The organism is Burkholderia sp. MSMB1459WGS (assembly GCF_001534535.1).
In the GTDB taxonomy this organism is placed as follows: Bacteria; Pseudomonadota; Gammaproteobacteria; order Burkholderiales; family Burkholderiaceae; genus Burkholderia.
Map to the genome: position 1 here is coordinate 1 of NZ_LPMU01000080.1, position 17,797 is coordinate 17,797.

The following is a 17,797-nucleotide window of genomic DNA, read 5'->3' on the forward strand; positions in this document are numbered from 1 at the left end:
GCCAGCATGCGCCGAAACCCTCGAACTACGACATTTCAACTTTGCCCAGATGCGACATTACAACTTTGCTCCTACACTCAATAAAGCGATAAACAGCATTATGTAAAATCACAATGCAGCATCGAAAAACGTCAAGCCCCTTCGTCACTTGCGGCCCGCAGCAACATCAAATTCACCTTGTGCGCCCCGATGCCGATGCGCCGTTCGGATCAGTTGTGCGTCGCGGCAGGCACGTCCGTGCACGTCGACAGACAGAGCTTGATCTCGTCTCGCACGACATCCTGACAGCCGCACGACGCCTTCTCGAGACCGCGGAGATCGCCAAGTTCAATGGAACCGCGATACTGCCGGATCAAGCCGAGCTTCTGCAGTTGGCCCAACGCGTCCGTGATCGTTTCTCGGCGCACGCCGAGCATCTGCGCGAGCATGTGGTGCGTGATCTGAATCTCGATGCTGCGTGACCGGTCGTATGCAAGCAGGAACCATCGGCACAACTGGTGCTTGAGCACATGATGGCGACTGCAGAGCGTGATCTGAGACATCTGCGCCATCAGCAGCCGCACGCAGGCGAACACGAGTTGGCGAATCTCCGGCGACGCATCGAACGCGACGTCGAATACACGGCGATCGAGCCTGTAGGCGGCCCCGTCGCGACACACGACGACGCGGCGCGGCATCCTGCCGCGGCCGCCGATCACATCGTCGCACACCACGCTTTCGCTACCGATTCCTGCTACTTCGAGCGTCATGCCGCCGGACGCCACGTACTGCAGAGAAATCGCCGTCGTCACGGGTAGATAAACCGCAGCGAGCATTTTGCCCGGTTCGCAGAGCACTTCTCCGGATTTGAGATGCACGAGTTGCAGGTGAGCGGCCAGCGTGGCGCGCTCGTCATGGCCGAGCATCGCGAGAAACCAGTTGGCGTCGAAACTATGGGAAAGCTCGATCATAAACGGCTGCCATCATGAAACGTGCCGATGAAAAGACAATATCGACCGTGAATTTTACGAGCCGGAAAGACAAATCCCGTATGGCGTTATCCCCAACCGCTTCTTCATTTTCACGCCCATGCAAAACCATAAAGAAGGCGGGCTGCCGAACGACAGCGCCGCCATAAAGGTCATTAATGTAGACCAGGCACGAACGCGCCATACAGGATAGAACGGCGCGTCAATGGAATTCTACGCGCGCGAATCGACATATTTCCGATCCGTCATGAAATTGGATCATTTAAATACTAATCTGGGACTTTTCGTAGAGTTGTAAGGCCGTTGTCACGCTCGCCTTGCGGTTCGTCGGACGAAATCGCGACGAAGACGGCATAGTTCGCAGGACACTGCGCCGCCCCCGCCCCATCACGCGAGCCGAGAAATGAGACCCTTGCCCGTCAATCCGTCCGCTCGATGGCGGACCTCGCCAGCCTCGTTGGCTTCAGCAGCCCGTTTCATCGCGTCGTTCGTGCCGGATCAACCGTGATCAAGAAAGGCGGTCATCCACGCGCTGAATGTAGGGTTCTGCAGATCGGTCGATACGCTGGGTTGCATTCGCGCGCAACGCACTGCCCGATCTTGCATCTCCCTTGGGGTGCAATCAAACTCCGCCTTGAAGACTCGACTGAAGTGTTTCTCGTTCACGAAACCATGACGACGCGCGACCTCTCCGATCCGCGCACGCAACGACGTTGGATCCGCCAGCGCGCTGCGCGCGCGACGCAGTCTCTTTTGGAGGATGACGTGTGACACACCTGCGCCCGTCGTCGATTCGAACAGACGATATAGACTCGAGCGGGAAATACCTATTTCCTTGCAGATTCGGTCCGGTCCAAGATCCGGCTCCAACAGATGTGCGTCGATGTAGCGTTTCACGCGTTCAAATCGGAGCGCATCAAGTTCGGACTGCGCTTGAGCCAGTGAATCCGCGGCCGGCTGCAGGCAGGCTCGCAAGATATCGGCCGTCGCCTGCGCAACGTACGGCATTTCTGCGACGGACATCCGTGCGAGACGGGCGTGTAGCGACTGCATGTAATCCGCCAGCAGACCGGCGAGGCCGCTCGTCAGCGTTTGACCGTGAAGTGCGGACATGTCCACTGGAAGAATGCTTCTCGGTACGATCATATAAATCGTGTCACCGAGTGTTACCGAATAGTCAGCTGTCTTCGCCCGGTCCAGAAAAAGCAACTGGCCGCCGCATACGTTCACTTCGCGCGTACCAGCCCAGCCTTGTATGAGTTCGGATTGATGCAACTCCAGGCAGTAGTAGTCGAGGCCGTCCGCACGAATGTGCCGTGTCGAACGTCGGGCGCGATGCGGGACCTGCCTCGCGGAATTCTTCCATATCCGCTGCCCTGCTACGAATTGACCGAGCTGAACGGCCTGCATCGATGCGTCGAAGTGGACGGTGGGGTCGTCCGGCGCTTCAAGGTCGATTATGCCGTTCAGCTGATTCCGCCATGCATCGAATTTTTCGTGCTGCGATAGAGGTTCCGTCGAAAATCGAAAAATGGGGAGCGACGCGTTGTTGTCCACGGACGACCCTGCTTTTGATGCCCACAATGGAAAAATGATACTTGGTCACCTATAACACCATTGTCAAACATCGTCATATTTCGAGCGCATTCAGGGCTTTCGGCGATAAATGGGCCGCCAACGACTCGAGTTACCGATTTCCCCCTTCGAACCGCTCATTCATTTTCAATGTCCATTTTATTTTTTTCTGAAAAATATATTCCTCTTCGCAGAATATCGCCCCGAGAATTCCGTACATTGAAGCATGGGCATTTCATTCATATAACCCGCCTTCATCTTTCAATCCGGCATAACTCACTCCCCGACCACCTCGGCCTGACGATCGTCGCTTCGTCACCGCCACCCGCCGGCCGTTTCGCCCGATCGACGCCACCACCCGAAACGCCACCGACGCAAACCCCAGCCCGCACATCGTTGCGGCCAGCACGCCCCCAAACGCGCCTGTCCCGATCGACCGCCGGCTCTCCGCACCCGCGCCCGTCGCCAGCACCAGCGGCACAACGCCGAGCAGAAACGCCGTCGACGTCATCACGATCGGCCGCCGACCGTCCCAATGGACCTCGCGTCTTTACATGTCGCCTGCGCACAACAGGTTGATCGTCTGGCCACGCTTCCGCATTTCTAACAATCTCATTTCTTAATTTAAACAATAACATTACGGCCGACCGGGTGCCGCAGCATGTTATCCGCAACGGCCGCGAGATGGAAATCCCACGGCGCCGGCCTGACGGCGCGTACGTCGAGCCGCAGCCGCTTGCACCGGCACTTGACCTCACATTCAGCCGTGATTCGCTAAATATTACAAATAACTTTCTGATCACGCGCAATTTTCCGCAACAATCTGCACCGTTAATTTCTTCATATGAAATAAATACATTGCGAATGAGAATTGCTTCTATTAGCATTCGCCGCCGGTAACTAACCGTAATAAATCAAGGAGGCACACCGTGCGTGGCTTCGCAGCCTGACGAAGCACGCATCGCGTGGCAAACGACATGAGAAGACAAGCATCCCGTACGTTCACGAAACTGGCCGCAGCGTTCGGACTGGCGGCCGCGTGTGCGGCCGGCGCCGCGCACGCCGGCGAATCGCCGTTCGGCTGGATCTACACCGCCGACGTGATGCCGAAAGGCCATTTCGAACTGGAACACAGCTCGTTCTTGCAGCAAGGCCAGACGCAAGGCACCTACAACTATCTGAAGAACCGCGAGGAGATCGAGTACGGCTTGACGGATCGCTTGCAGTTGTCCGGCTACGTGAACTGGAGCTACACGAACGCATTCCGCAACGGCATCGACGGCATGACCGGCGGCCCCGGCACCGACCTCGGTCCCAACGACGATCCGGCCGGCCGCTATCGCAAGACGCGCTTCGACGGCGTATCGCTCGAAGCGATCTACCAGGTGCTGAACCCCGTGACGTCGCCGATCGGCCTCGCGTTCTACCTCGAGCCGGAAATAGGCCCGCGCGAGCGCGCGCTCGAATGGCGAGTCATCCTGCAGAAGAACTTCCTCGACGACCGGCTGATCGTCGCCGCGAACATCATGGGTGAGCACGAGAAGGAAAAGACCGCGATGGGCGACGTCGAGCGCGCGTCGATGATCGACCTGACCGCGGGCGTGTCGTACCGGTTCACCAACAACCTGAGCGCCGGCGTCGAAATGCGCAACCATCGCGAGTTCAGCGGCTACTGGTACAACCGCCGCGAGCATTCCGCCTGGTTCCTCGGGCCGAACCTCCATTACGCGACCAAGCACTGGTGGGTGACCGCCGCGTGGCGCCATCAGATGCCGTGGGTGCAAACCTTCAACGAGGATCAGGAAGCCGTCAGCGCCGGCGGCCGCATCTTCGGCGAAGAGCATGCGCGCAACGAATTCATGGTCAAGGTCGGCGTGCCGTTCTGAGGAGAAGCGCGATGAAATGGATGCCCTTTGCCGTCCTTCCGGTCGCGCTCGCCGCGGCGCCCACGTATGCGGTCGAATACCTGAGCGTCGCGCAGGCGCAGGCTGCGATGTTCCCCGGCATCACGCTGTCGCCGGTCCTGCTGAAGCTGCCCGACACTGTGCGCGACGCGATGCTCGAGCGCTCCGGCGTGCATGAACCGTTCGACGAGAAAGGCGTGTGGAAAGCGCCGGACGGCGGCTGGTTCGTGCTCGACAAGGTGGTCGGCAAGCACGAGAAGATCGCCTACGCCGTCGCGCTGAACGCGAACGGCAGCGTGCGCGGCATCGATATCCTGTCGTATCAGGAGACCTACGGCGCCGAAGTGCGCAACGCCGACTGGCGCGCGCAGTTCGTCGGCAAGACGTCGCACGACGCGATGCAACTCGGCAAGGACGTGCGCAACATCAGCGGCGCGACGTTGTCCTGCAAGCACATCACGCAAGGCGTGAAGCGCGTGCTCGCACTGCACGAGCTCGCGCTCGCGAGGATGTGAGATGCCTGCGCGCGCCCGTCCGCTGCTCGGCACGATCGTCGAGATGCACGTCGACGAACGCGCGGGCGGCGATGCGCTGCCGCATGCGTTCGAGCAGGTCGCGCAAGTCGAGCGGCTGATGAGCTTCCACCGTGCGGACAGCGACCTGGGCCGCCTCCACGCCGCCGCGCTCGATACGCCCGTCGCCGTGCATCCGTGGACATTCCACGTATTGCGGCACGCGCAGCGGCTGTTCCGGCTAAGCGGCGGACTCTTCGATCCGACGGTCGCGCGCACGCTCGTCGCACGCGGGCTTCTTCCCGCGCCGGCCGGCCGCGTGCCCGACGCCAGCGCCTGCTTCGACGCGGTCGAACTGCACGCGGCATGCCGCGTCGTGCGCCGCCGGGATGTATGGATCGATCTCGGCGGCATCGCGAAAGGCTTCGCAGTCGACATCGCGGTCGCCACGCTCCGCCGGGCGGGCGCGACGGCGGGAGCGGTGTCGGCGGGCGGCGATCTTCGCGTGTTCGGCGACGCGCCGCAGCCCATTTCCATACGCACCCCCGACGCGCCAGCGCGCTCCCGGGTGCTCGGCCTCCTGACGCGCGGCGCGGTGGCGACGAGCGGCCGCTACTTCGCGTCGAGCTTCGGTTTTCCCGACGACGCGCAGACGATCGTCGCGACGGCGCCGCATGCCACACACACCGCCGCGCACTATGCGAGCGTGTCGGTCGTCGCGCCCCGCTGCATCTGGGCCGACGCGCTCACCAAGCTCGTGATGCTTACCGGCGCCGACGCGCCGCTGACGGCACACGTTCTTCAATCCCATCACGCACACGCGGTCACATCATGACAACCTCGTCCCGTCCCGGCCAGCGCAAAGGCACCGGCATCCTGCTGCATCCCGCGCACTACCGCCTGACGCTCGCGATCCTGACGATCGTCGCGCTAAGCGGACTCGTTTACTGCGGCGTGCGCGATGTAGCGCAGGTCGAGGACTGGCCGTGGTCGCATCCACTGCTGCAGGCTCACGGCGCGTTTTCGTTCCTCAGCCTGATCCTCCTCGGCTCGCTGCTGCCGCAACATATCCGCTTCGCGTGGAACGCGCGGCGCAATCTCGTCACCGGTGTCATTGCCCTCAGCACGATGGCGATCCTCGCGATCAGCGCGTACGGGCTCTATTACGCGCCAGAGGAATGGCACCTGCTCATGAAGTGGACGCATATTGCGATCGGCGTCGCGCTGGTTGCCACGATCCCGCTGCATATAGTCGTCGGGCGCACACGGCGAGTGCACGGCCATACGCGCGGTCACTCTCATGGCGTACCGCGCGAGCCGGGCGAAGCGAGCGCCGGCCGGCATCCGAAAGCCGACAACAAGCAAGCCGTGTACGCGGAGACGGCGGACGGCTGAACACACGTCCGGAACCGTCGGCATCAAGGAACGCGTCGCGCCTCCACTCAACTGATCCGATTAGCTCGCGATGGGATACTCACCCCGGACATTTCTGATCGCTGCGGACGACTCGATCTGCCGGCTTAGCAAGCGCTACTGGCAAATGCTCGGGCAGCCGGACAGCCACCGTCTGCCGGGTTTTGCCGGGCAGCGGGTGCGCATCGCAAACTTGCTCGTCCAGCTGGTGAACCGTGTCCCGACGCGTGTCGTGTATCGCGACTTCATGATCGTCACCTTTGATGCCGACGGCGCGCTCGACGTCGGCCAGATCGTGGAACGCATGGCCGTGCACGGCGATGTCATTTTGTCCGGCGGCACAGCCGGAACGGCCGCGACGTGAAGATCGTCGATGCGACGGCGCGCAGGGTGGTAAATGGACACCGTCGCCGGTGCTGGCAACGGCTCTCGAAGAGGCGGCACTTGGGCTACGACCGCGCCCTCGGATCTGAAGGGGCGCTTGGCCCAGCTACCCGGTGGGGCGTTAAATTTCCCTTTTTAAATCATCTAATTAAGGTGATTTTGGCGAAAATTTCACGAATCCCGGCCGACCCTCACTGCCGGTCTATGCTGTAGCCGCATCGACGACGACCAAACAACCGACCGTGGTCGCGAACATCGAGGCGGACCGGACATGCTCCGGCGTTCCGCCAGACGCGATGCTCGCATGGGTCGGCGTTCACGCGTCGCATTTCCTCTCCAGCCAACGCCGCCTTTCGTGATATTCCCGATCCGGGAAGCCGGCTTCCTGAACGAACCGACAACGCGTTATATTCTGGTCCCAGGCAGGACCACTCCGGAGCCTCCCGCCATCGCCACCCTTCCCTACGCGCTTCTTCACCCCGAGAGAACGATAAAAATGGACCACGCGCAATATTTCAACCAAAGCTCGATCCAGGCCGCGAATCTTCGCCTGCACTACCTATCGCAGTTGCTGCGCGAGCAGACGGGCTCGATCGTCCAGTACGGCATCCTGCGCGGGTTTCCCATCGGTTTCAGTCATTGGGCGGAAGTCGCGGTCGGCGGCTATCTGCTCGGCACCTACGAGATCGCCGTTTGCGCGATCCTCGAAGCGCTCGGATCGCCTGAAAAGGTGCTGGTCGATCTCGGGGCCGCCGACGGCATTTTCGGCATCGGCCTGGTCAGGAACAACGTCTTTGCGCGCAGCCTGTGTTTCGAGATGGACGAGCAGCGCCGCCACGCGATCCGGCACCGCGCCGCGGAAATGGGGCTGGCGGACCGCGTCGCCGTCTACGGAAAGGCCGATCGCAACCTGCCCGCGATCCTGTCGGAGCACGGCGGGGAGCCGGCCGGACGGGTCATCCTGTGCGATATCGAAGGCGCCGAGTTCGACCTGTTCGACGACGCGCTGCTGGAGCAGCTCTCCGGCAGTCACGTCATCGTCGAAATCCACGACTTCCTGCTTGCCGACCCGGAGCAAGCCGCTCGCGCATTCGATGAATTGAGTCAGCGCGCGAGCAAGTACTTCAACGTGTATGAGATCCGCGACGGGCTGCGGGACATTCGCAACATCCCGTTGCTGCGACACTGGTCGGACTGGGACGCATGGCTGATGTGCGTCGAGGCGCGCTACCGGATGATGCGGTGGCTCTGGCTCGAGCCGAAAAGCCAGCCGCGGCGCTCCGATCACGACATCGATCGCCTGATCCTCGACTACCAGCGCCGGATCTTCGCCGTTTGACGGACACGCGCGGCGTGTATCTGCCGCGGCGGCCGCAACGTCACTGTCGAGCGCATTCGGGTCGTTCCCGGCCCATCCGAGCGAATCGCCGTTCACTCGAACGAAATGCGCGCTGACGATGTATTTCGCACATCGATCTACGGCCGGCTCTGCGGGATCGCGTTCGGCATGGTGTTCGGCACCATGGTCGCGATGGCGTTCTCCTGATCCGGTCGCCCGAATCTTCCGACGAGACCGCTATCGGCGCTGATCAGCAAGCGCTTCCCGTTTCCTCGCATCACCCTGCCACAACCAGCGGATCGAACGACCATCCCACAACGACGCGACATGGGCCGGGCCGTCCAACACGCCGATGCGGGCAAACACGGCCGCGACCTGCCGGTGCTGCGCCACCACGTCGGACTTCATCGGCAACAGCGCGTAGCCTTCGCTGCGCTGGTCGAAAGCGCGCGTACCGGCGCGCCATACTGTTCCCGACGCATGCCGGCCAGCGTCGGATGCCAGACTCTGCCGCCACACCTCGCCCGCCCTACCAACGTTTCGCGGAATCGATATGCGAACGTGCGTAGCGCATCGGTCGGCCCTCGCCTAGCGAGGCGTTGCGTAAACGCATCGTCATGCGAACGACGGGTATTGCGCACATCGAACGATTTCATCGATCGATATGACCGCGCACGTGCATTTTCGACACGCAACGTTCGCGGTCCGCGCGATGCGTTCGCCACAGCAGGCGTGCCGGACGCGATCGTGGCGCACATGCCGGGCCGACGGCAACGCACATTACAAATCGGCCGCGCAGCGATTTACAAACCACGGATCGGCCGTTCGTCGGCGCGTTCGTCGTCAATAGCATCGTGATCCTCACAAACGTATCGATAACGACAGAGGATGGTCATGATCAAAAAAACGGTGGCGCTGGGTTTGGTTTCGATCGGTTCGGTCAGCGCGCATGCGCAGAGTTCGGTGACGTTGTACGGCGTGGTCGACGCCGGCATCGCGTATACGAACAACCAGGGCGGCGCGAGCAACATCCAGCAGACGAGCGGCAAGCTGAGCGGCAGCCGCTGGGGCCTGAAAGGCGCGGAGGATCTCGGCGGCGGCCTGCAGGCGATCTTCACGCTGGAAAGCGGGTTCCGGCCGAGCGACGGCGGGCTCGGCCAGGGCGGCCGCCTGTTCGGCCGGTCCGCGTACGTGGGGCTCGGCAAGAAAGGCCTCGGCACGCTGACGTTCGGCCGTCAGTACGAGCCGATCACCGATCTCGTCGCGCAGTACTCGGGGGCGGGTTTCTGGTCGCCGGCCACGCATGTGGGCGACAACGACAACATGAACCAGAGTTTCCGGCTGAACAACGCGGTGAAGTTCCGCAGCGACACGATCGCCGGCTTCACGGCCGACCTGCTCTATGCATTCAGCAACCAGGCAAATGGCGGCGCGGGCACCGGATTCTCGAACAACAACGCATGGGGCGCATCGGCGAACTACGTGAACGGCCCGCTGTCGATCGGCGGCGGCTATGTGCGATTCAACCATCCGAATGCGACGTCGAATACGAGCGGCGCGGTGGGCGGCGCGACCTCGAGCACCGGCAACGACTACAGCGGCGCGTTCTTCTACGGGCTGAACGGCGGCGTACTGAAGCAGCAGATCGGCGCGGTGGGCGCGAACTACGCGCTCGGCCGTACGACGCTCGGCTTCGCATGGAGCCATACGCAGCTCGACTATCTCGACGGCTCGTCGCGCAAGCTCAACAACTACGACGTGAACGCGCGCTACCAGATCACGCCGGCGGCGACGCTGATCGGCGTCTATACGTTTACCGACGGGCGCGCGAGCGGCTTGCCGGGCACGAGCGGCCAGACGCTGAAGCCGCGCTGGCACCAGTTCACGCTCGGGTTCGACTATGCGTTGTCGAAGCGCACCGATATCTATGTGTCGGGTATCTACCAGCTCGCAGCCGGCGATGCGAGCACCTCGACGCCGGGCGGCTATCGCAAGATTGCGGCGATCTCGAACATCGGCAGCGCGTCGTCGACGAACCGCCAGCTTGCGTTCGTCAGCGGGCTGCGCGTGAAGTTCTGACGGCGCCTGCATCGGGCGCGGCGCGACAAGCGGCATCCGTAGCGTATCGGGACGCCCCGGCACACGTGAAAAGCCGATTTTCAGCTTACGTCATGCATGCGCCGGGATCGATCGCGCTCGGCGCGTCAGTGCTGGATGCCCCAGCGCCGCACGGTCGCGCGTTCGAACGTATCGAACACGAGGTTCTCGATCAGCAGCCCGATCACGATGACGGCCGCGAGGCCCGCGAACACGCGATCCGTATACAGCTCGTTGCGGTTCTGGAAGATATACCAGCCGAGGCCGCCCTGCCCGGCGCTCGCGCCGAACACGAGTTCGGCCGCGATCAGCGTGCGCCATGCGAAGGCCCAGCCGACGCGCAAACCGGACAGGATCGACGGCAGCGCGGCCGGCACGAGGATCAGCGCGATCTGGCGCAGCCCCGTGAGCCCGTAGTTGCGCCCCGCCATTTTCAGCGTGGCGGGCACGCCGGCAAAGCCGGTATACATGCTGAGCGCGAGCGGCCACAGCACCGCATGCACGAGCACGAACAGCAGGCTGCCGGTGCCGAGCCCGAACCACAGCAGCGCGATCGGCAGCAACGCGATCGACGGAAGCGGATTGAACATCGACGTGAGCATCGTGAGCAGATCGCGGCCGATGCGCGTGGATACCGCAAGCGACGTCAGCGCGAACGCCAGCAGCACGCCCAGCGCATAGCCGCGCAGCAACACCGACATCGAGATGCCGGTCTTGACCAGCAGTTCGCCGGACTCGATGCCTTGCACGAACGCGGCCAGCGTCGCGCCGAAAGTCGGGACGAGCAGATCGTTCGCGACGATGCGCGCGACGATCTCCCATGCGGCGATCAGCACGAGCGCGATGACGCTGCGGCGAAACCACGCGGCGGCGCCGATGCGGCGCATGAGCGGCGCCGGCGCCGCGCGCTCGGCGTCGGGCAGCGCGTCGAGCGTGCGCGTGTATTCGGCGCGCACGGGCGGCAGCGGCGGCAGGAGGGGATCGAGCGTACTCACGATGCGGCGTCCTCCGTCGTCGGTGCGTGGGGTGCGTCGGTGTCGAACAGCAGGCGATGGATCCGCGCGACGTTGTCGCGGAAGTCGCCGGTGTCGACGTCGTCGAGCGAATGCTCGTGACTGTTGAGCTCGGCGCGCACGCGGCCCGGATGCAGCGACAGCAGCAGAGTCCGGTTGCCGACCACGAGCGCCTCCTCGATCGAATGCGTGACGAACAGCAGCGTGAAGCGGAATTCGTCCCACAGTCGCAGCAGTTCCTCCTGCATCTTGCGGCGCGTGAGCGCGTCGAGCGCGGCGAACGGTTCGTCCATCAGCAGCACGCGCGGCTGCATCGCCAGCGCCCGGGCAATCGCGACACGCTGTTTCATGCCGCCCGACAGCGTATGCGGATAGGCGTCGGCAAACGTGCCGAGGCCGACCTTGTCGAGATAGTGCAGCGCGCGCTCGCGCGCTTCGGCACGAGACAGCCTCGCGGCGGCACGCAACGGAAACGCGACGTTCTCGACGACCGTCTTCCACGGCGGCAACTGGTCGAACTCCTGGAACACGACGATGCGGTCGGGCCCCGGCCCGCGTACCGGCCGGCCGTCGAGCGCGATCGAACCCGAGACGGGCTCGATGAAGCCGGCGATCGCCTTCAGCAGCGTCGACTTCCCGCACCCCGACGGCCCGAGCAGCACGAAGCGGTCGCTGCCGTACACGTCGAAGCTCACCCGATGCGTCGCGCGAACGATTCGCGCGCCGCTGCGGTATTCGAGGCTGACCTCGTCGATGGCGAGCAGGCGTTCGCTGTGCGCACCGGCGGGCGCGGCGTTCGCCGCGGGCCGCCCGGCAGCACGTGTGTCGGGCGCGGCGGATGCCGGCGACGCGCCGTCACGCGCCGCATACGGCGGCAACCAGGTTCGGGGAGAAGTGGCGTTCACGATCGAATCTCTTGCGGGCAAAGCATCAACATACGGCCGGGCGTCGTGCGGACCAACCATCGATTGCGCATATCGAAACCGCGCCGACGCATAAGCGTCGATCGCGGCGTCGCAGCATCGTCAGCTCAACTGCCGCCGGCCGTCGCGGGATCGTCGAAGAAATAATCGCGCCACGACTTCGGTTCGTTGCGGATCGCGCCGGTGCGATGCATGAACTGCGCGAGCGGCAGCGTATTCTGCGGCGCGGTCTTGAACTGCACCTGCGGATTGCGCAGGATCTTCAGCAGCAGCGCGCGATCGATCTTCGACGCGTTCACGCGAATATAGGTATCGGCCGCCCGCTCCGGATCGGCCGCGATCTGCCGGGCGGCATCGGCCAGCGCGGCGACGAACGCGCGGTAGGTCTTCGGGTTGTCGTCGCGGAATTTCTCGGTCGCGTACAGCACCGTCGCGGAGCTCGGGCCACCGAGCACGTCATACGAATTCAGCACGATGTGCGCGTTCGGGTTGCCGGCGAGCTCCTGCTCCTGGAACGGCGGATTGCCGAAGTGACCGGTGATCACGTTGCTGTTCGCGAGAATCGCGGCCGTCGCGTCGGGATGCGGAATCGCCTGCGTGAGTGCGTCGAGCTTGTCGAACTGCTTGTCGCCCCACTGCTTCGCGGCCGCGTACTGCAGCACGCGCGACTGCACCGACACGCCGACCGCCGGCACCGCGATCCGGTCCTTCGCGCTCAGGTCGGCGATCGTCTTCACGTTCGGGTTGCTGCTCACGAGGTAATACGGAAAATTGCCGAGCGACGCGACGCCCTTCACGTTCTGCCGGCCGCGCGTGCGGTCCCACACGGTCAAGAGCGGGCCGACGCCCGCGCCCGCGACGTCCACCGCGCCGGACAACAGCGCGTCGTTCACGGCCGCGCCGCCCGACAGCCGCACCCAGTCGACCTTGATGTCGAGGCCCGCCTTGCGCCCCTCCTTCTCGATCAGTTGCTGGTCGCGCGCGACGTTCAGCATCAGGTAGACGACGCCGAACTGCTCGGCGATGCGGATGCGGCCCTCTGCGTGCGCAGCTTGCGGGATCGCCGCGCCCGCGAAAGCGAGCGCCGCGGTGAGCATGGCCGCCAGCGCGCGACGCGCCGGCAAAAACGAAAACGACATCGGAACTCCGGTCAGGAAGGGGCGAAAATGAACGACGCGGCGCGCGGCTCAGAAAGGCGCGTTGCCTTCGATCGTCGTGCGGTACAGCTTGCGGCGCAGGTGGTCGGGCGTGCCGGCGGCGAGATGCATCAGCGAACGGTTGTCCCAGAACACCAGGTCGTGGTCGCGCCATGCGTGTCGATACAGGTGCTCGGCGCGCACGCTGTGCGCGAACAATTCGTCGAGCAGCGCGCGGCTTTCGTCGTCGGGCAACCCGACGATGCGCGTCGTGAAATGCTCGCTGACGAACAGCGCCTGGCGGCCGGTTTCCGGATGCGTGCGCACGACCGGATGAACGACCGCCGCGACCTGCGCGATCTGCTCGGGCGACAGGTTGGGCCGCCACGGGCTGCGCGCCTGCAATTCCGCATAACGCGCCAGATACGTATGCTCCGCGCGCCGCCCTTCGATCGCGCGGCGCAGATGGGCCGGCAGCGTGTCCCATGCGAGATGCATGTTCGCGAACAGCGTGTCGCCGCCTTCCGCCGGCAGCTCCTGCGCGTGCAGCAGCGAGCCGAGGCTCGGCTTTTCCTTGTACGACAGGTCGGAATGCCAGAAATGGCCGGCGTCGCCAAGCCCGATCGGTTTACCGTTCTCGACGATGTTGGACACGATCAGCACTTCCGGGTGGCCGGCCAGCGCGAACTGGTGCAGCACGTGAATCTGCAGCGGGCCGAAGCGGCGGCTGAACGCGATGTGCTCGTCCGGCGTGATGCGCTGATCGCGAAATACCAGCACGTGGTGATCGAGATGCGCACGATGGATGCGCGCGAAATCGTCGGCACCGAGCGGTTTCGACAGGTCGAGGCCGATCACTTCGGCGCCGAGCGGCGCGTCGAACGGCACGATGTCGAAGTGCTGCGCCACGCCGTCCGGCCGCAAGGCGGGATGCCCGGTGGAAAGCGTTGCGGCGTCGCGGAGGGCGGTAGTCGTCACGGCACGGCTCCTGATTCGGTCAAAACGCGAATCTACGAGGGTGTGCCGGCGGGCGTCAACGAAGCGATTCGGATACGTTTATCTGCTGCGGTGATAAAGATCGCTGCTCGCGCATACGGCGCCGATTCGGGCGGAATCGGCGATCGGCGTCGATGGCGGGAGGTTCCGGCCGCGTCCGACCGCGTCGCGCCGCCAGCCAACTAAGGTTGCCCGGCGCCACCCGACGCGCCATAGATCTGCCCGGTCACATAGCTCGCGCGCGACGACAGCAGCTCGACATAGATCGACGCGATCTCGGCCGGTTGTCCCGGCCGCCCCATCGGCACCTGTTCGCCGAACGTCTCCACGTTGTGCGTCGTCTGTCCGCCGCTGACCTGCAACGGCGTCCAGAACGGCCCCGGCGCGACGCCGTTCACGCGGATGCCGCGCTTGATCATCTGCTTCGCGAGCCCCTTCGTGAAATTCGCGATCGCCGCTTTCGTCATCGCGTAGTCCAGCAGATTCGCGGACGGGTCGTACGCATTGACCGACGTCGTATTGACGATCGCCGAACCGGGCGGCATGTGCGCAATCGCGGCCCGCGTGATCCAGAACATCGCGTAAAGGTTGGTGCGCAGCGTCCAGTCGAACTGCTCCGTGCTGATGTCGAGGATCGATTCGTGGCTCTGCTGGCGAGCCGCGTTGTTCACGAGGATGTCGAGCCCGCCGAGCGCGGCGACCGCCCGCTCGACGAGCCCGTTGCATGCGCCTTCGCTGCGGATGTCGACCGGCAGCGGCACCGCCTTGCGTCCCGCGCTGCGGATGAGGTCCACGACTTCGCGTGCATCGGGCTCCTCGTCGGGCAGATAGACGATCGCGACGTCCGCGCCTTCTCGTGCACAGGCGATCGCTACCGCGCGGCCGATGCCCGAGTCGCCGCCGGTGATCAGCGCCTTGCGGCCGTCGAGCCGGCCGCTGCCGCGATAGCTACGCTCGCCGTGATCGGGACGCGGCGTCATGCGGCCCGCAAGGCCCGGCCACGGCTGGTGCTGCTGCGGAAACGGCGCATGCGGATAGAGCGTGCGCGGATCGCGCGGCGCCGTATCGCCGGCGTCGGGCGGGCCGCCCGTTTGCGCGATCGTCGGCAGCGCGACGCTGGCGACCAGTCCGGCCGTCGTGCCCTGCACCCATTTGCGACGGGATTCGGAAACTTCGTCTGATGACATGATGGACTCCGGTGCGTGGATGGCGGAACGGAACGGGCGATTCGGGCGGCGGCGCCGCTACAGCGGTCGCGGCCGGTTGCCCGAATCGTCGGGCGCGTCGTGCTCGTCCGGCCACGGCTTGCCGGCCGGATCGCGCGCCTCGGTCTGGCGCGGATCGTCCGGCACGACCTTGCGCGCCTGATCGTCCGGAATCGTGTCCAGCTCGCCGCCGCCGGGCGCATGGCCTGAGCGCGCGGTCGATGCGCGGCCGGGTGTCGGCTTGCGCCGGTCCGGCGCGCCGGCCGCCTCGCGTGCCGGGTCGGGCGACGCGGGGTTCTTTCGTCGAGTGTCCTGGGTCATGACTATCTCCCTGTTCGGATGGTGTCGGGCCGACCACGCGCGGGGTGCACGGGATCCGTAATCGCACGTGGTCCGCCTGCGTCGTCCCGCGGCTGCCGCCGGGTCGCGGCCGGACACGCTTCACCGCCGGCGCCGCCTTTCGTGCGCGACCTCGCCGGTCGGCACCGCGTCGATGTCCTGCAGCGGCTCGCCGGGGATGCGGCGCTTCGCGGACTGATCGGCCGGCAAATCCTCCGTCTGCCCGGCGCGCCCGTCCACGCTGCCGCCTTCCGCATCGAGTTGCTGCTCGGCCCGCCGCCAGTATTCGTCGGCGCTGCCGTCCGGCGCGCCATCCGCCTGCCACAGCCGGTATGCGCGCTCGCGGATCTGCGTTTCCCCGTCTTCGTTCATGCCGTTCTCCGTGTCTGCCATGGCGATCACCGATCCGGGCGCGACGGCGCCGACACCGCGCCGAGCGTCGACGACATTCCGCCGTCCGCGGCGGTAGCCAGATCGCCCAGCGCGACGATGCCGACCAGCCGCTTCTGTCGGTCGACCACCGGCACGCGGCGAATCTGCGCGTCTTCCATCTTCTTTTGCACCGCCGAAACGTCGTCGTCCTCGTAACACCAGTTCGCGGGTCCGCTGACGACGCCCTCGACCGCCTCGTCCGGCGGCACGCCCATCGACACCGCGCGCACGACGATGTCGCGGTCCGTCAGCATGCCGATCAGCCGTGTGCCGTCGCACACGGGCAGCGCGCCGACGTTCAGGTCGTTCATCAGCCTGGCCGCATCGCGCAGGCTCTGCGTCGGGCCGATGGTCGCGGCATCGCGCGTCATCACTTCCGATACACGTGTCATGTTTCGCTCCTTGGAAAGCCGCCCACGGCGGCCTGCTGCACGAGCATCGCGCGTTCCGGCCGTCGCGCGGGTCAGTTCTCCGCCGAGCAGCGGACCGACGTGAGGCCGGCCGATTCGAGGATCCGCATCAGTTGCGTCATCATCACGTCGGCGTCGGCCGCTTCGCGCCACTGCACGAACATCTCCTCCTCGCGCGCCGCGCATGCAGTCGTTTCGCGAAAACTCCTCGTTCGGCACGTGAAACCCGCGTCGCGCAATTTCCCGCCCAGTTGGTTGCGCGCGGCCGACCCGAGCGGATATTCGACCGTGACCAACGCGGTCCTGGTGCGCCGCAAGCGCTGCTCGACGAACCGCAGCGGCCAGACGACCAGCAGCGCCAGCACCAGCCCGAGCGCACCGAGCGACAACTGGCCGCCGCCGATGCACAGCCCGATGACCGTCACGAACCACAGCGTCGCGGCGGTCGTGACGCCGGACACGAGGCCGTCGCGATGAAGGATCGCGCCGCCGCCGATGAAGCCCATCCCGGTCAGGATGCCGAGCGGCAGCCGCATCAGGTCGAGCACCGAGAACGCGCCCTCCGGTTTGCCCGCTTGCAGCAACAGCGCATTGACCTGCAGCATCGACAGGCACGCGGCGAGGCAGACGAGGATCGTCGTGCGCAGTCCGGCCGTCTTGCCGGATTCGCTGCGATCGATGCCGATCAGCCCGCCCGCGACGAGCGCCAGCAGGATCCTGACGAGAACGTCGTGCCACTGCAGTACGACCGGCATCGGTTCCATGCGCGCCTCCCCATGCGAATCGTCATGTGCCGGGGCGCGAACGCCGCCGACGACGCTGAACCGAGCAAGGACCGGGCCCGCATTCGGGGTATGGCGGCGCGTGTAGCGAGTCGGACGGAATTGTAGAAAGGGACGTTCCGCGCGAGAGTGGCGAGCGGCTGCCGTCGGCGTTGGCCCGCGCTTTGCGACGACCGGACAAAATGCGTTCGATCGATCGTTTTCCGTATCCGATCGGATACGGACATTCTCTTCGCAATCATTTCACGACATTCGGTTCCCGATCGGGTACGAAACGACGCCCCGAGCGTCGCGACTACTTTTTCGTTCCCGTACGAATACGAATTGATGCCCGCGCCCGCGAGTTATGCAATACTGTTCCCGATCAGA

General features: G+C 64.7%; 19 protein-coding genes and 1 pseudogene. 7 read left to right on the forward strand and 13 right to left on the reverse strand.

Annotation, left to right across the window (positions count from 1 at the left end; translation table 11 throughout):
* Nucleotides 1-209 precede the first annotated feature (209 nt).
* The 3 genes and pseudogenes from WT97_RS30405 to WT97_RS33830 form a co-directional block, all read right to left on the reverse strand.
* Nucleotides 210-950 carry a Crp/Fnr family transcriptional regulator gene (locus WT97_RS30405; protein WP_059794297.1) on the reverse strand — a complete coding sequence of 247 codons (741 nt, stop codon included), beginning with the start codon at nt 948-950 and terminating at the stop codon, nt 210-212.
* Nucleotides 951-1,466: 516 nt separating this feature from the next.
* Nucleotides 1,467-2,525 (reverse strand): helix-turn-helix domain-containing protein, encoded by a 1,059-nt coding sequence (locus WT97_RS30410; protein ID WP_156440342.1) that lies wholly within the window; start codon nt 2,523-2,525, stop codon nt 1,467-1,469.
* 253 nt (nt 2,526-2,778) lie between these two features.
* Nucleotides 2,779-3,066: pseudogene (locus WT97_RS33830) on the reverse strand (efflux RND transporter permease subunit); the annotation flags it as partial.
* Nucleotides 3,067-3,520: 454 nt separating this feature from the next.
* Between WT97_RS33830 and WT97_RS30415 the strand changes: the two are divergent.
* The 6 genes from WT97_RS30415 (at nt 3,521) to WT97_RS30440 (ending at nt 8,095) form a co-directional block, all read left to right on the forward strand.
* Complete coding sequence (locus tag WT97_RS30415; RefSeq protein WP_060354970.1) at nt 3,521-4,429, forward strand: DUF6662 family protein; 909 nt, start codon at nt 3,521-3,523, stop codon at nt 4,427-4,429.
* 11 nt (nt 4,430-4,440) lie between these two features.
* The gene (locus WT97_RS30420; protein WP_060354971.1) at nt 4,441-4,962 is read left to right on the forward strand and encodes an FMN-binding protein; all 522 of its coding nucleotides are present in this window, start codon (nt 4,441-4,443) and stop codon (nt 4,960-4,962) included.
* Between the two features lies 1 nt (nt 4,963).
* Complete coding sequence (locus tag WT97_RS30425; RefSeq protein WP_059794282.1) at nt 4,964-5,794, forward strand: FAD:protein FMN transferase; 831 nt, start codon at nt 4,964-4,966, stop codon at nt 5,792-5,794.
* Entirely contained in the window at nt 5,791-6,354 is a 564-nt protein-coding gene (locus tag WT97_RS30430; protein ID WP_179949819.1) for a hypothetical protein, read from the forward strand. The genes WT97_RS30425 and WT97_RS30430 overlap by 4 nt, the downstream gene beginning before the upstream one ends.
* Nucleotides 6,355-6,424: 70 nt before the next feature.
* Nucleotides 6,425-6,736 carry a hypothetical protein gene (locus tag WT97_RS30435; RefSeq protein ID WP_082741967.1) on the forward strand — a complete coding sequence of 104 codons (312 nt, stop codon included), beginning with the start codon at nt 6,425-6,427 and terminating at the stop codon, nt 6,734-6,736.
* Nucleotides 6,737-7,111: 375 nt separating this feature from the next.
* Complete coding sequence (locus tag WT97_RS30440; RefSeq protein WP_257128578.1) at nt 7,112-8,095, forward strand: hypothetical protein; 984 nt, start codon at nt 7,112-7,114, stop codon at nt 8,093-8,095.
* A gap of 237 nt (nt 8,096-8,332) precedes the next feature.
* Here WT97_RS30440 and WT97_RS34410 read toward each other — a convergent pair whose 3' ends face one another.
* The gene (locus WT97_RS34410; protein WP_257128579.1) at nt 8,333-8,503 is read right to left on the reverse strand and encodes a hypothetical protein; all 171 of its coding nucleotides are present in this window, start codon (nt 8,501-8,503) and stop codon (nt 8,333-8,335) included.
* Between the two features lie 486 nt (nt 8,504-8,989).
* On the opposite strand from WT97_RS34410, the gene WT97_RS30445 reads away from it, so the two are divergent.
* A complete protein-coding gene (locus WT97_RS30445) occupies nt 8,990-10,174 on the forward strand; it encodes a porin (protein WP_060355045.1) in 1,185 nt (394 codons plus the stop codon).
* Between the two features lie 125 nt (nt 10,175-10,299).
* Here WT97_RS30445 and WT97_RS30450 read toward each other — a convergent pair whose 3' ends face one another.
* The 9 genes from WT97_RS30450 to WT97_RS30490 all read right to left on the reverse strand — a co-directional run bounded on the left by WT97_RS30450 (nt 10,300) and on the right by WT97_RS30490 (nt 17,410).
* Nucleotides 10,300-11,187 carry an ABC transporter permease gene (locus tag WT97_RS30450; RefSeq protein ID WP_060354973.1) on the reverse strand — a complete coding sequence of 296 codons (888 nt, stop codon included), beginning with the start codon at nt 11,185-11,187 and terminating at the stop codon, nt 10,300-10,302.
* A complete protein-coding gene (locus WT97_RS30455; RefSeq protein WP_060354974.1) occupies nt 11,184-12,170 on the reverse strand; it encodes an ABC transporter ATP-binding protein in 987 nt (328 codons plus the stop codon). Before WT97_RS30455 ends, WT97_RS30450 begins: the two co-directional genes overlap by 4 nt.
* Before the next feature lie 65 nt (nt 12,171-12,235).
* Nucleotides 12,236-13,267: an ABC transporter substrate-binding protein gene (locus WT97_RS30460; RefSeq protein ID WP_060354975.1), complete on the reverse strand. Its 1,032-nt coding sequence runs from the start codon at nt 13,265-13,267 to the stop codon at nt 12,236-12,238.
* A gap of 48 nt (nt 13,268-13,315) precedes the next feature.
* Entirely contained in the window at nt 13,316-14,242 is a 927-nt protein-coding gene (locus WT97_RS30465) for a TauD/TfdA family dioxygenase (protein WP_060354976.1), read from the reverse strand.
* 200 nt (nt 14,243-14,442) lie between these two features.
* The gene (locus WT97_RS30470; protein WP_059794259.1) at nt 14,443-15,447 is read right to left on the reverse strand and encodes an SDR family oxidoreductase; all 1,005 of its coding nucleotides are present in this window, start codon (nt 15,445-15,447) and stop codon (nt 14,443-14,445) included.
* A gap of 57 nt (nt 15,448-15,504) precedes the next feature.
* Nucleotides 15,505-15,786, reverse strand: coding sequence for a hypothetical protein (locus tag WT97_RS30475; protein ID WP_060354977.1), 282 nt, complete (start codon nt 15,784-15,786; stop codon nt 15,505-15,507).
* A 120-nt stretch (nt 15,787-15,906) separates the two neighbouring features.
* Nucleotides 15,907-16,176, reverse strand: coding sequence for a DUF2934 domain-containing protein (locus WT97_RS30480; RefSeq protein WP_179949820.1), 270 nt, complete (start codon nt 16,174-16,176; stop codon nt 15,907-15,909).
* A 26-nt stretch (nt 16,177-16,202) separates the two neighbouring features.
* Nucleotides 16,203-16,628 (reverse strand): CBS domain-containing protein, encoded by a 426-nt coding sequence (locus WT97_RS30485; protein WP_059794252.1) that lies wholly within the window; start codon nt 16,626-16,628, stop codon nt 16,203-16,205.
* Nucleotides 16,629-16,699: 71 nt separating this feature from the next.
* Nucleotides 16,700-17,410, reverse strand: coding sequence for an MgtC/SapB family protein (locus WT97_RS30490; protein ID WP_060354979.1), 711 nt, complete (start codon nt 17,408-17,410; stop codon nt 16,700-16,702).
* Between the last annotated feature and the right edge of the window lie 387 nt (nt 17,411-17,797).

Coding starts and splice junctions, on each gene's coding strand:
- WT97_RS30405 (WP_059794297.1), bottom strand. CDS start 950: ATGATCGAGCTTTCCCATAGTTTCGACGCCAACTGGTTTCTCGCGATG.
- WT97_RS30415 (WP_060354970.1), top strand. CDS start 3,521: ATGAGAAGACAAGCATCCCGTACGTTCACGAAACTGGCCGCAGCGTTC.
- WT97_RS30420 (WP_060354971.1), top strand. CDS start 4,441: ATGAAATGGATGCCCTTTGCCGTCCTTCCGGTCGCGCTCGCCGCGGCG.
- WT97_RS30425 (WP_059794282.1), top strand. CDS start 4,964: ATGCCTGCGCGCGCCCGTCCGCTGCTCGGCACGATCGTCGAGATGCAC.
- WT97_RS30430 (WP_179949819.1), top strand. CDS start 5,791: ATGACAACCTCGTCCCGTCCCGGCCAGCGCAAAGGCACCGGCATCCTG.
- WT97_RS30435 (WP_082741967.1), top strand. CDS start 6,425: ATGGGATACTCACCCCGGACATTTCTGATCGCTGCGGACGACTCGATC.
- WT97_RS34410 (WP_257128579.1), bottom strand. CDS start 8,503: ATGAAGTCCGACGTGGTGGCGCAGCACCGGCAGGTCGCGGCCGTGTTT.
- WT97_RS30445 (WP_060355045.1), top strand. CDS start 8,990: ATGATCAAAAAAACGGTGGCGCTGGGTTTGGTTTCGATCGGTTCGGTC.
- WT97_RS30455 (WP_060354974.1), bottom strand. CDS start 12,170: ATGGTTGGTCCGCACGACGCCCGGCCGTATGTTGATGCTTTGCCCGCA.
- WT97_RS30460 (WP_060354975.1), bottom strand. CDS start 13,267: ATGTCGTTTTCGTTTTTGCCGGCGCGTCGCGCGCTGGCGGCCATGCTC.
- WT97_RS30470 (WP_059794259.1), bottom strand. CDS start 15,447: ATGTCATCAGACGAAGTTTCCGAATCCCGTCGCAAATGGGTGCAGGGC.
- WT97_RS30475 (WP_060354977.1), bottom strand. CDS start 15,786: ATGACCCAGGACACTCGACGAAAGAACCCCGCGTCGCCCGACCCGGCA.
- WT97_RS30480 (WP_179949820.1), bottom strand. CDS start 16,176: ATGAACGAAGACGGGGAAACGCAGATCCGCGAGCGCGCATACCGGCTG.
- WT97_RS30485 (WP_059794252.1), bottom strand. CDS start 16,628: ATGACACGTGTATCGGAAGTGATGACGCGCGATGCCGCGACCATCGGC.
- WT97_RS30490 (WP_060354979.1), bottom strand. CDS start 17,410: ATGGAACCGATGCCGGTCGTACTGCAGTGGCACGACGTTCTCGTCAGG.